The sequence below is a fragment of the Bradyrhizobium sp. AUGA SZCCT0158 genome (assembly GCF_018130065.1).
Taxonomy (GTDB): Bacteria; Pseudomonadota; Alphaproteobacteria; order Rhizobiales; family Xanthobacteraceae; genus Bradyrhizobium.
The window spans coordinates 176,836-190,355 of sequence record NZ_JAFCME010000002.1; the positions used below are offsets into that span (position 1 = coordinate 176,836).

Genomic DNA, 13,520 nt, shown 5'->3' on the forward strand with positions numbered 1-13,520 from the left:
AAGCAGACGCGCGTGCAGCTCTACCTTCCGATCGCCGACATTCCGGTCAATGTTTTCCTCATCCTGGCGATGGGTGCGGCGGTTGGTTTCGTCTCCGGCATGTTCGGCATCGGCGGCGGCTTCCTGATGACGCCGCTGTTGATCTTCGTCGGCATCGCGCCCGCGGTCGCGGTCGCCTCGGTCGCGAGCCACATCGCGGCTTCCTCCTTCTCGGGCGCGATATCCTATTGGAGGCGACGATCCATCGATCCCATTCTGGCGGTGGTCTTGTTGACCGGCGGCACCGTCGGGACGGCGCTCGGGGTCTGGACGTTTACGCTGCTACGCGCGCTCGGCCAGCTCGATCTCTTGATCGCGACGTCCTACGTCATCCTGCTGACCACGGTCGGCGGGCTGATGTTCTGGGAAGGCCTGCGCGCGCTGCTGCGGGCCCGGCGCGGCGGTGCGGCGACGATACGCCGCCCCGGCAGCCATGGCTGGATTCACGGCCTGCCGCTGAAGATGCGTTTCAAGCGCTCGAAGATCTACCTGTCCGTGATCCCCGTCGTCGTGATCGGCCTGATCATCGGCTTCATCGGCGCCGTCATGGGCATCGGCGGCGGCTTCATCCTGGTGCCGCTGATGATCTACGTGCTGCGGGTGCCGACTTCGACCGTGGTCGGCACCTCGATGGTGCTGACGCTGGTGACGATGATATTCGCGACCCTGCTGCATGCGGTGACCAATCATCTGGTCGACGCGGTGTTGGCGCTGATCCTGATGATCGGCGGCGTGACCGGCGCCCAATTCGGCGCCCGCGCCGGCCAGAAGATCCGCGGCGAACATCTGCGGCTGCTGCTCGGGCTTCTGGTACTCGCCGTCGGTATCCGCTTTGCCGTCGAACTGGTGATCCGGCCGGCCGATCTGTTCACGATCCGCGAAACGGGAGGCGGGGTATGATCGCGCGCGCCTCGCTCATCGTGGCAAGTTTCGTGCTGGGCGCCGCACTCGCCAATTCGCCGGCATCCGCCGAGCGGCTGATCGTGTCGGTGTCGAACCACCGCGTCACGGTGACGCCGAATTATTCCGGCGAGGAACTGGTGCTGTTCGGCTCGGTCGAAAAGGACGCGCAGACGCCCGCCGGCCGCAACAATTACGATCTGGTCGTGACCGTCAGCGGCCCGCGCGCCGACATGGTGACACGGCGCAAGGAACGCAAATTCGGCATCTGGATCAACACCGATTCCCGGCAGTTCCTCAAAGTGCCGACCTATCTGGCGCTGTTTTCCAACCGGCCGTTCGACGACATCGCTTCCCCCGAAGTGCAGCGCCGGCAGCAACTCGGGCTCAACAATGTCCTGCTGACCCAGCGCGTCGGTCCTGATTTTGCCGACGTCGTGCCCAACGATCCGTTCCGCAGCGCGTTCGTGCGGCTGCGCACCCAGCACGGGCTTTATCGCGAAGAGCAATCGGCGGTGACGTTCCTGACGCCGACGCTGTTCCGCACGGGCATTCCGTTGCCGGGCGAAGTGCCGATCGGCACCTACGACGTCGAGATCAAGCTGTTTGCCGACGGCGCGCTGGTCACGCGCACCGAAACCGCGTTCGAGATCGTCAAGGTCGGTTTCGAACAGTTCATCGCCAACGCTGCCCACAACAATGGTCTTGCCTATGGGCTGGTGACAGCTTTCATGGCGCTGATGACGGGCTGGATGGCATCGATTGTGTTCCGGAAGGATTAGATGCGAATAGCGAATGGCGAGTAGCGAATAGACTATTCGCCATTCGCTATTCGCCCGCAAAAAACCCGATGCCCATCGCCAGCACGCTGAGCAGCATCGCCGCGGTCGACAGCCATCCGAGCCAATAGAGCGGGCCGCCGACGACAAAGCGCCCCATCACGTCCCTGCGGCGCGCCATTAACATCAACAGCACCATCACGGGAACGGCGAGCACGCCGTTGATGACGGCGCTCCAGTACAGTGCCGAGATCGGATTGATCGGCGTGAAATTCAGCGCGATGCCGATGGCGGCCGACAGCGCCAGCACGGCATAGAACGCGGCGGCTTGCCTGGGCTTGCGGGCGAGCCCGACCGGCCATCGTCGCGCTTCGCCGACGGCGTAGGCGGCGGCGCCGGCCAGCACGGGGATCGCCAGTAATCCGGTGCCGACGATGCCGAGCGCGAAGATCGCTTCCGCGAAGGCGCCGGCGATCGGCCGCAGCGCTTCAGCCGCCTGCGCCGAGGACTGGATGTTGGTCTCGCCTGCGGCATTGAGCGTCGCCGCCGCGGTCACGATGATCGACAGCGCGATCAAATTCGAGAACGCCATGCCGACGATGGTATCGGCGCGGATCCGGTTGAATTCCTTCTGCGCGCCGTAATGCTTCTCGATCAGGGGTCGCTTGCGGGCGTCGACGCGCTGGTCCTCGGCTTCCTGCGAGGCCTGCCAGAAGAACAGATAGGGTGAAATAGTGGTACCGAGGATCGCGACGATGGTGGTGAAGTAATCCGCGCTCCAGGTGATCTTCGGAATCAGAACGCCCGTGAGCGCTTCGCCCCACGACACCTTCGCGAATGCAAGCGCCGCGACATAGGCGAACAGGCTGAGCGTCAGCCATTTCAGCACCGCGACATAGCGCTTGTAATCGAGGAAGATTTGCGCTGCGACCGACACGACACCAAAGAACACGACATAGACGATGCCGTATCCGCCGATCAGGAGCTTGGTCGCGTCAGCCATGGCGCCGAGATCGGCCGCGATGTTGATGGTGTTGGCGATGAACAACAGCGCCACCACGATGTTGAGCAGCGCTGGCGAATAGTGCCGGCAGACATTGCCCGATATGCCGTGCCCGGTGACGCGGCCGACCCGGGCGGAGATTTCCTGAATCGCCGCCATCAGCGGGAAAGTCAGCAGCATGGTCCAGCCGATGCCGTAACCAAGCTGCGCGCCGGCCTGGCTGTAAGTGCCGATCCCCGACGGATCGTCGTCGGAGGCGCCGGTGATCAGGCCGGGGCCGAGCGCCTTTGCAACATTGCGGAGACGAAACGGCTGATGCGGCTCGGCACTGGTTGCCGGCCTGCTGCTACCGGCATCCTGGTGCGCTTGGCATTTTGAACTCGATCTGTTGCGATCTTCCATGTGTGGATCCAGCCGCGGCGACAACGAACCGGACCGCGATCGGTTCCGACGCGGAACTGGCTTACGCTGGATGCAAGGATTCGATCACGGTCGTGACTCCCGGTTCGAGAATTCGTAACCGCGCTCCAAACCCCAGCGTATCGAAGGAGACGCGCAGATCGTTCGCGTTCTGGCGGAAATGCGCCCAGCCGTCGGTATGAACTGGCACGATCACCGCATCGGCAAACGCCCGCGCGGTCTCGATCGTATCATTGGTGTCCATGGTGAGATGGAACGGCCCGCGGGTCTGCGCCGCGCCCGCGAACGGCAGCACCACGCCGGCCTTGAATCGCTTCGCGACGTCGGCGACGCCGTCGAACCAGACCGTGTCACCGCTGATATAGACCGGGCGGCTGCCTGATTTGTTCGACGCCACCACGAAGCCGATCACATCGCCCGACAATGGCTCGATACCGGCCGGGCCGTGACGCGCGGGTGTCGCAGTAATCGTCAGCGAACGGCCGCTGCTGCCGGTCAGTTCGGTGACGTCCCATGGCGCAAAACCTTCGGCGTTGCCGCCGAGCCGCTTCGCACCAGCCTCCGTCGTCAGCACACGCTTTGCCTTCTTGAGAAATTCGCGGCCGGAATGATCAAGATTGTCGGAATGCTGGTCGTGGCTAAGCAGCACGGCATCGACGTCACCGATCGTGTCTGCGGTCACCGCGGGACCAACCAGCTTTTCCAGCTTCACATGCGGCAATTGATAGGCGCCGGGTGCATCGAAGGTCGGATCGGTGAGCAGGCGGAAGCCATCGATTTCAATTAGTGCGGTCGGGCCGCCGACCAGGGTGATGGATAGGGTCATGCCGCACTCCCTTGCGAAGCGGGAGCGGCCACCGCAGCGGGCCGCGTCACCAGATAAATCCCGAGCGCCACCGGAATGATCCCCAGCAGGTCGCGGAATTCGACGTGCTCGCCGAGCACGAGGAAGGCGAACAGCATGCCGAGCGGCGGCATCAGGAAGTGATAGGCGCTGGCAGCGGTTGCGCCGCAAACCTTCAGCAGGTGAAACCACAACAAATAGGCCAGGATCGATCCGCCCAGCACCAGGAAGGCGAATGCGCCGAGCAGCCGCGCGCTCGGCACGATGTCGCTGACGCTGGAAAACGTGAAGGCGAAGGGCAGCAGCGCCAGTCCGCCGGCTAGATTCTGCACGCCATTGCCGACCCACAGGCTGCCCTTCGGCGCCAGCACCTTGAACAGGATGGTGCCGACCACGATCGAAGCCAATGAGGCCAGCGTATAGAGAATGCCGTGCCAGTCGTCGGTACCGACAGACATGCGGTGCCAGACGATGAAGCCGACGCCTGATATGCCGAGCAAGAGTCCTGTCACCTTGCGCCAGGTCAGCGCCTCGCCGAGAAACACCGCGGCGGCGACAGCGGTGAACACCGGATTGGCGCTGACGATCAGCCCGCCGAGGCCGGCGGAAACGGTCTGGAGGCCGGTGTACCCCAGCCCGAGATAGAGCGCGTTGTTGGCGACGCCGAGTACCGCGAACACGACCACGTCGCGCCAGCTGAGCTGCCATCCCTCGTTGCGAAATGCGGATATGCCGAGGATCAGGACGCCCGCGAGCGAAAACCGCGCCGTGAGCAGGATCAGCGGCGGACAACCGGTGACGCCGATCTTGCCGGCGACGAAGGCAAAGCTCCAGAGCAGGCAGAACAGCGTGATCGTGAGCGGCAGCCAATTGAAACCGGCGCGAGGAACGGGAATCGAGGGCGCGAGCGACATGGCAAGATTCCTTTGGAGAGTCTCCTTGGCCCATGATGTAGGCCCGCGCCTTGATATTTAGAAATTAAATGATAAACTTACATTCAGTGGATTTATGAATAGTCACTTCTGAGAAGCGAGACGAGCCATGGCCATGCTCGATCTGGAACTGCTGCGCAGCTTCGTCTCGGTGGTGGATTCCGGCGGCTTCACCCGCGCCGGCGAGCGCGTCCACCGCACCCAGTCGACCGTCAGCCAGCAGATCAAGCGGCTGGAGGAAGACGTCGGCCAGCCGTTGCTCAACCGGAGCGGCAAGGACGTCACGCCGACCGAAGCCGGCGAACGGCTGCTGTCCTATGCGCGGCGGCTGCTGTCGCTGGCGGAAGAGGCCCGCGATGTGCTGACGCGCCCCGGCAGTGAAGGCGCGATCCGGCTCGGCGTGCCCGAAGATTTTGCCGCCTATCGGCTCGCGAAATTGCTGGCGGCGTTTTCACGCTCGCATCCGCGGCTGCGGATGGATGTCCGCTCCGACCAGAGCACTTGCCTGAAGCGCGACCTCGAACGCGGCGAACTCGATCTGGCGCTGTTCAAGCGCGCCGCCGGCGAGAAAGTCGGCATCGCGGTGTGGCCCGAACGCGTGCACTGGGTCACCAGCAAGAGCCGGCCGCGCGATACCACGACGGGCTCGGTGCCGCTGATCGGCTTTCCCACCGGCTGCCTCTATCGCTCACGCGCGATCCACGCGCTGGAAAGCGCCGGCCGGCCCTGGCACATGGCCTACACGTCCTCCAGTCTCTCCGGCATCCAGGCCGCGGTTGCCGCCGGCATGGGCCTGAGCATTCTGTCCGAGATGGCGATCCAGGCCGACCACCGCGTGCTGACCGCGAAAGACGGCTTTGCGCCGATCGATCGTACGGAAGTCGCGCTGGTCGCCGCACCGGATGCCAGCCCCGCCACGTTGCGGCTCGCCGATCGGCTGGCGGAGTTTTGCAATACGGTGCAGGCAAAGGCGGCGTAGCTCGCGGCGAACTCGGTGCGCTCCCTCCCCGCGTGCGGGTGTGGGCGTGCGCACCAAGTAATGCATGCCAAATGGTGCGTCGGGATCAGTTCACCTTCATGTTGCCGGCGCCATCGACGTCGCTGGCAGGATTGTATCCGGAGTCGTGCAGGTTCTTGAGGTACACCCGCTGCGAGGGGACACCGGCCGGGGCAGAACCCCCGGCCATGGAAGCGTTGGCGTCGTGCGGGTGGCGGCGCTGCGTGCCAGCCACCCTGGCTCCGGCCCGTGCATTGTACCCACCGTTTTCAAAATTCGCAGTGCTCGCAGCTGCTGCGCCGCCCGGCTCCGCCATCATCTTGCTGGCGGGGGTTGGGACGCCTTTGTTCAGGTAATCGCGATCTGGATACATTGCGCAGTCCGTGCACTGCGCAAATGCCGCGGACGTCGCTGCGGATGTCAGAGCTATCGACATCGAGGATGCCGCAATGAGCGTTTTGTAGTTCATGGTATTTGCTCCATGGTTAAGCGAGTCTCAGCTCGCCTTGATTTTGTAATCGACCTGTTGTCTCGGCGGGACAAGCCCGCTCTCCCGCTTAGGTCTTATGCGTTTTTCGAAACAGTCGATGGACATCGCCGACGCCCTTGGAGTCAGCACCAAGAATCCTCGTTAAGCGGAGGCGAAAGGCAGGAAATCCATGTGCGGCTGGCGATGCTTGGCGAAGAGCTGTTGCGCCGATCAACAATGACTCACCACATAGTGAATTAGCGCTGACTCACTATTTCAAATCTGCGACTGCCGAAATCACGAACGTGTCAACCGTATTACGAAAAGGTAAGTTGGCTCGTATCAACGGTGAGCTACGATTCGCTCTCGTGAATTCGCATGAACAATGTGCCGCGTCTCGCGGTTCACCTCATAGGAAACGAGAAAGCGGTCATAGAGCGACGGCAGCAGCATCGTTCTGTTAATAACACCGCGACGCTGCGATCGCGTGCAGTCTGTTGTCGCCGAGCACGTGTGCCATCAGGCCCGGCGTCTGGAAGATTTTTGCAAACGCCGGATCGCGGATGCTGAGGCCGCCGGTATAGGCGCCGAACGCCGGCATTACCGCGCGCTCGCCGTCGCAGGCAAAGCATCGCCGCTCCATCGAACGGCCACGGGTGGCGACGCGGGCCTTGGGATGCAGATGGCCGGCGATTTCGCCGGCAGCGCCCGTTGGCTCATGGCGGAACATGATGTTGCCGATGGCGACTTCGCTGGCGACAACGCCGCCGAGATCGGACGGCAAGGCCGGATCGTGATTGCCTGATATCCAGATCCAGTCGCGCCGCGCCTGCATCGCAGACAGCGCGTCGCGATCGGGCGCCGACAGCCGCTCGTGGGCGTCGCGGTCATGAAAACTGTCGCCGAGCGCGATCACCATGCGCGGATCGTGCCGCGCGATCACGGCGGCTAGCCGGCTCAACGTCGCCACGGTGTCATAGGGTGGCAGCAGCACGCCGCGCGCGGCGAAGCTGGACCCTTTTTCGAGATGCAGGTCGGAAACGACGAGCAGGCGCTGTTCCTGCCAGAACAACGCGCCGGAGAGATCGGCGAGGAAGCTCACATCTGCGATCGAAACTTTCGAAAGCCGCGCCATTTGATCATCGTCCGAAGCTTGCGCCGCTGCCTTCACATTCTATCCTGTCGCTTCCCTGACCAACTCATCGGCGGCTTCCGCCAGCAGCTCGTCGGCCGCTTCGCCATAAACTGACTCGCGGCCGATTTCCAGCATCACCGGCACCGCCAGCGGCGAAACACGGTCGAGTTCCCGATGGATGATTCGGCCCTGTATACGGGAGAGCATATCACCGAGCCGCTTGAGATCGAGCAGCCCGGTGGCGGCGTCGGCGCGCGCGGCGCGCAGCAGCACATGGTCGGCCTGGTGCTTGCGCAGTACGTCGTAGATCAAATCGGTCGAGAACAGCACCTGACGGCGGGACTTTTCCTCGCCGGTGAAGCGCCGCGCGATCAGGCCCGAGATCACGGCGCAGGTGCGGAAGGTTCGCTTCATCAGCGCGGATTCGGCAAGCCATGCCTCGAGATCGTCGCCCAGCATGTCCGGATCGAACAGCGCGTTGAGATCGAGCTTGCCATGACGGATCATGAACGACATGTCGCCGAGCCCCCACACCGCGACCGCATATTCATTGGCGACGAAGCCGAGCGGCCGCACCCGCGCCCGCTCCATCCGCCGCGTCAGCAGCATGCCGAGCGTCTGATGCGCCAGCCGTCCCTCGAAGGGATAGCAGATCAAATAATGCTTGTTGCCGCGCGGAAAGGTTTCGATCAGCAATTCGCGCACCGCCGGCACGCGCGAAAAGTGCCGTTGCAGCGACAGCCAGTCGCGCACCTGATCCGGCAGCGCGTTCCAGGCTCGCTTGTCGTCGAGCAATTTACGCACGCGCTCGGCGAGATAGGTCGACAACGGAAACTTGCCGCCCATATAGGACGGCACCTTCGCATCCGCATCGTTGGCGCGCGAGACGTAGACCTGGTCCTCGGCGAGCGCCTCGTAGCGCACCACCTCGCCGCCGAACACAAAGGTATCCCCGGCCACCAGTCCCTCGATAAAGTATTCCTCGATCTCGCCGAGCATCCGTCCACCGCGTCCAAGTGCGCCGGTCGAACCGGCACCGCCGCCGCGCGAACGCACCAGCCGGACCTTAAGCATCGGTTCTTCGACGATGGCGCCGACGTTGAGGCGATAGCTCTGCCGCACCCGGGGGTTGGCGACGCGCCAGCGGCCCTGCTTGTCCTGCTTGATGCGCGCGAAGCGCTCATAGGTTTTCAGCGCGTAGCCGCCGGTGGCGACGAAATCGACGACGTCGTCGAAATCGGCGCGCGTCAAGCCAGAGTAAGGCGCCGACGTCAGCACCTCCTCATAGAGTTCATCGGAGAGAAACGGCTCGCCGCAGGCGCATCCCAGCACGTGCTGCGCCAGCACGTCGAGCGCGCCGATCCGCAGCGGCGGGGTATCCTGCGCATTCTCCGCGATCGCGTCGATCGCAACGGCGCATTCCAGCACCTCGAAACGGTTGGCCGGCACCAGCACGGCGCGCGAGGGTTCGTCTAATCGATGGTTGGCGCGGCCGATCCGCTGCATCAGCCGCGAGGAGCCCTTCGGCGCGCCGACATTGATGACGAGGTCGATGTCGCCCCAGTCGATACCGAGGTCGAGCGATGAGGTGCAGACCACGCCGCGCAATCTGCCGGCCGCCATCGCGTCCTCGACCTTGCGGCGCTGCGCGACGTCGAGCGAGCCGTGATGCAGCGCGATGGCGAGGCCGTCGTCGTTCATACGCCAGAAATCCTGGAACAGCATTTCGGCCTGGCTGCGGGTGTTGACGAAAACAAGCGTGGTCTTGTTGCGCTTGATCAGCTCGTACATTTCGCCGAGCGCATGGCGGGCGCTGTGCCCGGCCCATGGCAGGCGCTCCCGGGTGTCGAGCATCTCGACCACGGGCGCTGCGGCGCCGCCGGCAACGACAATGTCGGCGGCTTCAATTTTGCGGTCACGCTGCGGCACCAAAAACCGCGCCAAGGATTCCGGCTCGGCGACCGTCGCCGACAATCCGATGCCGCGCATCTCGGGCGCCAGCCGCCACAGCCGCGCCAGCCCCAGCGACAGCAGATCGCCGCGCTTGGAGGTGACCAGCGCATGCAATTCGTCGAGCACGATGCGCTTCAGTGAGCCGAACAGGAACGGCGCATCGTCGGAGGACAACAGCAGCGCCAGTTGCTCGGGCGTGGTCAGCAGAATATCCGGCGGATAGCGCCGCTGCCGCTGCCGGCGCGACACCGGCGTGTCGCCGGTGCGGGTTTCGACCTTGATCGGGAGGCCCATCTCGGCGATCGGCGCCTCCAGGTTGCGCGCGATATCGACCGCGAGCGCTTTCAAGGGCGAGATGTAAAGCGTGTGCAGACCGCCGGTACGCTTGACGCCGCGGCCGGTCGAGATGACGTTTTTCTTAGCGCCCTCGCCTACGACCGGCGGCGGAGCAGACAGTTCCACCAATGTCGGCAGAAACCCCGCCAGGGTCTTGCCGGCGCCGGTCGGTGCGATCAGCAGCGCCGAGCGATCTTTTCGCGCCTTCGCCAATAGTTCCAGCTGATGCTCACGCGGCGACCAGCCGCGCGACGCGAACCATTGAAGGAAGCGCTCGGGCAGCAGCGCGGCCGGCTCGGCCGATATGGCTGGTAGGATTCGGGCTGGCACAAAACAAGAACTAAGCCGTCAGGGCCGCCACGTCGAGGGGTATCAACCTCGCCTCACTCCGTGCGAGGCTCAAATCATCCAAATCGTCATGGCCGGGCTTAGCCGTCCAAAGGACGGCGTCGCTTCCGCTCGCCTATGCCCGGCCATCCACGTCTTGTTCTGCGGTCGTCAAAAACGTGGATGCCCGGGACAAGCCCGGGCATGACGAGTTGAATAGGCCAGGAGAAGGTCAACTACTCCGTCACCGGCTTGTCGGAAATATCCCAATCCTTGCCGTTGAACTGCGAGATGAAGAGCGTCTTCATCGGCGTGTAGTCCTCCGGCGTGTAGCTGAAATTGACGCCGTCGAGGAAATACGGCGAGTGGAAGCCGGCCAGCGTGGTCGCGTGTTTCAGCACGTTGGCGCGGGTGAGATCGTCGCCGCAGCGGCGCAGGATTTCCGCCATCGACGCCACCTGGCCGTAGCCGGCGAAGGCGATGGTGTTGTCGGGATCGACATTGGGCAGATATTTCTTGCGCAGCGCCTCGAACGCCATCACGTCGGGATCCTTTTCCCAGCGCGGCACGCCGACTTCCTTGGCGTAACGGATCGCGACGATGCCGGTAGCGTTCTCGAAACCGGCGGCGCTGAGGATCGAACGTCCGGTTGATCCCGCCGACAGCAATTGCAGCGGCTTCCAGCCGAGCTCGACCACCTTTCGGATCGACTGCGACGACGCCTTGCCGGTCGAGATGTTGTAGAAAACATCCGCGCCCGACTTCGATAGATTGATCAGCTGCGAATCGATGGTCGGCTCGGTCAGATCGTAGCTCTGCTCCATGATCACCTTGGCGGTGCCGCCGGCCTCTTCCAGAATCTTCTTGAACGGCGCCAGGAAATCGCGGCCGAAATCGTCGTTCTGGTAGAGAATGCCGATTTTGGCGTTCGGCTTCGTGGCCACGACGTATTTGGCGAGGATGCGCGCCTCGGTCGGATAGAGCGGCAGGCCCGCCATGGTCCATTTGAAGTTCTTCGGATCGTTCCATTTCGACGCGCCGGTATTGAGCATCAACTGCGGCACGCCCTTGGAGTTGAGGTATTTGTGCACGGCGGTCTGCGGCGCGGTGCCGAGCGAGCCGAACAGCGCCAGCACTTCGTCATTCTCCACCAGCCGCCGCGTCGCTTCCACGCATTTCGGCGCGCTGTAGCCGTCGTCCATGGTGAGGAATTTGACCTTGCGGCCGTTGATGCCGCCCTTTTCGTTCAGCATCTGGAAATAGGCCTCGCCGACCCGGCCGAGCACGCCGTAGAGCGAGCCGGGACCGGAATGCGGCACGGTCTGTCCGAGCTTGATTTCGGTATCGGTCGCGCCAGGATCGTATTTCTTCTCGGCGGCCCAGACGAACGGGGCGGGCAATACGGAAGCCGCGAGGGCGGATAGCGCGGTGGCGCCGAACTCGCGGCGTGTTTGCTTGTTTTTCATTGTTGTTTCTCCCTTTGTTGTTGTCGATGCCTGAATGCAGCGATCTGTCATTCAGGTTGTGCGGATCGAAATTGGCTTCGACTTGCGCTGCGTGAGCCGGTATTCCCGGCAACTTACTGGTCCTGGCCTTCCCATTGGTTGTGAGATTCCGGCTGCTCGTTTCCTTCCGCCATTGCCCGGACTTCGTCGAATGCGGAATGGACATGCTTTTGCACCAGAGCCGCCGCCCGGGTTTCATCCCTGTCAGCAATGGTGGCCACGAACTCCTGATGATCGGCCAGTGAGCGGCGGCGAATGACCGGGGATGAGAAATACTTCTGCCGCCACTGAAAGCTCATCAGGAACAAAGGCGTCAGCGTTCGAACGATGATGGCGTTCTGGCTGGCGGCAGCCATTGCCAGATGAAATTCGACGTCTTCATTGGCGACATTGAGCTCGGCCTGCACCCGATCGGCATAATTGGCGACCAACTCGCGCAACCTGTTGAGATCGGCATCGGTCCTGCGCGCGCATGCGAGGCGGATCGCATGGGTTTCAAATATGACGCGGGCCTCGCTCACATCGCGCATGGTGCGCTCGTCAAACGGCAGATCCAGATTGGCCTGGATGACCAGGGAATCGAGCCCGCTGTCTTCGAGCGCGTTGCGCAGGAAAATACCGGACTTCGGCCGTCGCTCGGTCAGCCGAAGCGCATCAAGAACCGCCAACGCTTCCCGCACCGAGCTGCGGGTGACACCAAAGCGGTCCGACAGTTCGCGCTCTGACGGCAGCCGGTCGCCCTTCTGCAATCGGTGATGGCGAATGAACTCGATGGTCCGCTTGACCGCTCGCGATCCTTCGCTTGCTTGCTGTGGCACGGTCATCTGATCCTACCAATCTGGTAGGTCCAGATTGGTATATCCTCGCCGGTTTGTCCAGCCCGCCGCGCGAGGCATGCTCACGGGTCGAACGGTGCGGGCAGTCAGCCCTTGGCTGCGACCGCGACAAGCCCCGGCACCGGGATGTTGTCCTCGGTGCGTGCCGAGCGATCTTCGAGCAACAGGAATGTGAGGCTGGCCGCTTCCACCGCTGCGCGCACATGAGCCGCCGCGTGGGCATAGCGCAGCCCTGCGCCGAGAATGACGCCTTCGCCGGCATGCGTCTCGGTCGTGAAGGCGAACAGGCCGCCGGCGGCCAGCACGCGGCTTGATTCCGCCAGCACCGACGCGAGATCGGCAACATAGATCATCACGTCGGCGGCCAGGATGAGATCGGCGCTGCTGGCAGGCTGCGCGCGCAGACCTTGCACGATGTCGCCGACTTCAAGCTCCGCATAACAGCCGGTCGCGCGGGCCTGCGCGATCATGCGCGGCGACAGATCGATGCCGATGAAATGATCGACCTCCCTGGCGAAGGCCGTCGCGACGAGCCCGGTGCCGCAGCCGAGATCGATGGCGCGCTTGAAGAAGGCGGGCTTGCGGGCGGCCGCGCGCACCGACAGCACCGCCCTGAACAGCAGGTCCGGGCCGCGATAACCGAGATCGTCCACCAGCGCCGAATTGAACCGCCGCGCGTATTGATCGAACAGCACCTGCACATAGCCTTGCGGCATCGCGGCCAATGGTTCGGCGCCGAGCCGCATCAGCCGCAGGCGGGCGCCATGACGATCATCGGGATCACCGTCCCACGCCTTGCGAAACGCCGTGATCGCCGCATCGCGCTCGCCGAGCGTTTCGCTGATATCGCCGAGCGTGAACCAGGCCGTGACGAAATTCGGCGCCAGATCCGTCGCCTGCAGCAGCAGGTCGGCGGCGCCGGGCAGATCGCCCTTCATTTGCAGGTCGCGCGCAAAATCATAGCGGCGATCGGCCATCAGATCGCCGGAGGTCAGGAATATTCGCGTGGGCATGGGCTCTATGGGGCAGGTAAAAATCGGGGCAA

General features: G+C 63.6%; 12 protein-coding genes. 3 read left to right on the top strand and 9 right to left on the bottom strand.

Going from position 1 to position 13,520, the window contains the following annotated elements:
• Positions 1 to 12: 12 nt before the first annotated feature.
• Both JQ574_RS03630 and JQ574_RS03635 read left to right on the top strand, forming a co-directional pair.
• Positions 13 to 939 carry a sulfite exporter TauE/SafE family protein gene (locus tag JQ574_RS03630; RefSeq protein ID WP_212211289.1) on the top strand — a complete coding sequence of 309 codons (927 nt, stop codon included), beginning with the start codon at positions 13 to 15 and terminating at the stop codon, positions 937 to 939.
• Positions 936 to 1,721, top strand: coding sequence for a TIGR02186 family protein (locus JQ574_RS03635; RefSeq protein WP_212211292.1), 786 nt, complete (start codon positions 936 to 938; stop codon positions 1,719 to 1,721). Before JQ574_RS03630 ends, JQ574_RS03635 begins: the two co-directional genes overlap by 4 nt.
• Before the next feature lie 46 nt (positions 1,722 to 1,767).
• On the opposite strand, the gene JQ574_RS03640 is transcribed toward JQ574_RS03635, so the two are convergent.
• The 3 genes from JQ574_RS03640 to JQ574_RS03650 all read right to left on the bottom strand — a co-directional run bounded on the left by JQ574_RS03640 (position 1,768) and on the right by JQ574_RS03650 (position 4,899).
• Positions 1,768 to 3,123, bottom strand: coding sequence for an NRAMP family divalent metal transporter (locus tag JQ574_RS03640; RefSeq protein WP_212211294.1), 1,356 nt, complete (start codon positions 3,121 to 3,123; stop codon positions 1,768 to 1,770).
• A 61-nt stretch (positions 3,124 to 3,184) separates the two neighbouring features.
• A complete protein-coding gene (locus JQ574_RS03645; RefSeq protein WP_212211296.1) occupies positions 3,185 to 3,967 on the bottom strand; it encodes an MBL fold metallo-hydrolase in 783 nt (260 codons plus the stop codon).
• Positions 3,964 to 4,899, bottom strand: a complete 936-nt coding sequence (locus JQ574_RS03650; RefSeq protein WP_212211298.1) for a DMT family transporter — start codon at positions 4,897 to 4,899, stop codon at positions 3,964 to 3,966. The genes JQ574_RS03645 and JQ574_RS03650 overlap by 4 nt, the downstream gene beginning before the upstream one ends.
• 133 nt (positions 4,900 to 5,032) lie before the next feature.
• Here JQ574_RS03650 and JQ574_RS03655 point away from each other — a divergent pair, with 133 nt between their 5' ends.
• Positions 5,033 to 5,896, top strand: coding sequence for a LysR substrate-binding domain-containing protein (locus JQ574_RS03655; RefSeq protein ID WP_212211396.1), 864 nt, complete (start codon positions 5,033 to 5,035; stop codon positions 5,894 to 5,896).
• An 85-nt stretch (positions 5,897 to 5,981) separates the two neighbouring features.
• Here JQ574_RS03655 and JQ574_RS03660 read toward each other — a convergent pair whose 3' ends face one another.
• The 6 genes from JQ574_RS03660 to JQ574_RS03685 all read right to left on the bottom strand — a co-directional run bounded on the left by JQ574_RS03660 (position 5,982) and on the right by JQ574_RS03685 (position 13,488).
• Complete coding sequence (locus JQ574_RS03660) at positions 5,982 to 6,383, bottom strand: hypothetical protein (RefSeq protein ID WP_212383291.1); 402 nt, start codon at positions 6,381 to 6,383, stop codon at positions 5,982 to 5,984.
• 460 nt (positions 6,384 to 6,843) lie between these two features.
• Positions 6,844 to 7,518, bottom strand: a complete 675-nt coding sequence (gene pdeM / locus JQ574_RS03665; RefSeq protein ID WP_212211301.1) for a ligase-associated DNA damage response endonuclease PdeM — start codon at positions 7,516 to 7,518, stop codon at positions 6,844 to 6,846.
• Positions 7,519 to 7,557: 39 nt separating this feature from the next.
• Positions 7,558 to 10,137 (bottom strand): ligase-associated DNA damage response DEXH box helicase, encoded by a 2,580-nt coding sequence (locus JQ574_RS03670; protein WP_212211302.1) that lies wholly within the window; start codon positions 10,135 to 10,137, stop codon positions 7,558 to 7,560.
• Positions 10,138 to 10,370: 233 nt separating this feature from the next.
• Positions 10,371 to 11,600, bottom strand: coding sequence for an ABC transporter substrate-binding protein (locus JQ574_RS03675; protein ID WP_212211304.1), 1,230 nt, complete (start codon positions 11,598 to 11,600; stop codon positions 10,371 to 10,373).
• Between the two features lie 113 nt (positions 11,601 to 11,713).
• On the bottom strand, positions 11,714 to 12,457 hold the full coding sequence (locus JQ574_RS03680; protein ID WP_312014606.1) for a FadR/GntR family transcriptional regulator: 744 nt from the start codon (positions 12,455 to 12,457) through the stop codon (positions 11,714 to 11,716).
• 104 nt (positions 12,458 to 12,561) lie between these two features.
• Positions 12,562 to 13,488: a class I SAM-dependent methyltransferase gene (locus tag JQ574_RS03685; RefSeq protein WP_212211311.1), complete on the bottom strand. Its 927-nt coding sequence runs from the start codon at positions 13,486 to 13,488 to the stop codon at positions 12,562 to 12,564.
• Between the last annotated feature and the right edge of the window lie 32 nt (positions 13,489 to 13,520).

What these genes read in the sequence shown, in the direction of transcription:
- JQ574_RS03635 (WP_212211292.1), top strand. Translation starts at nt 936, where the DNA reads ATGATCGCGCGCGCCTCGCTCATCGTGGCAAGTTTCGTGCTGGGCGCC.
- JQ574_RS03640 (WP_212211294.1), bottom strand. Translation starts at nt 3,123, where the DNA reads ATGGAAGATCGCAACAGATCGAGTTCAAAATGCCAAGCGCACCAGGAT.
- JQ574_RS03645 (WP_212211296.1), bottom strand. Translation starts at nt 3,967, where the DNA reads ATGACCCTATCCATCACCCTGGTCGGCGGCCCGACCGCACTAATTGAA.
- JQ574_RS03650 (WP_212211298.1), bottom strand. Translation starts at nt 4,899, where the DNA reads ATGTCGCTCGCGCCCTCGATTCCCGTTCCTCGCGCCGGTTTCAATTGG.
- JQ574_RS03655 (WP_212211396.1), top strand. Translation starts at nt 5,033, where the DNA reads ATGCTCGATCTGGAACTGCTGCGCAGCTTCGTCTCGGTGGTGGATTCC.
- JQ574_RS03660 (WP_212383291.1), bottom strand. Translation starts at nt 6,383, where the DNA reads ATGAACTACAAAACGCTCATTGCGGCATCCTCGATGTCGATAGCTCTG.
- pdeM (WP_212211301.1), bottom strand. Translation starts at nt 7,518, where the DNA reads ATGGCGCGGCTTTCGAAAGTTTCGATCGCAGATGTGAGCTTCCTCGCC.
- JQ574_RS03675 (WP_212211304.1), bottom strand. Translation starts at nt 11,600, where the DNA reads ATGAAAAACAAGCAAACACGCCGCGAGTTCGGCGCCACCGCGCTATCC.
- JQ574_RS03685 (WP_212211311.1), bottom strand. Translation starts at nt 13,488, where the DNA reads ATGCCCACGCGAATATTCCTGACCTCCGGCGATCTGATGGCCGATCGC.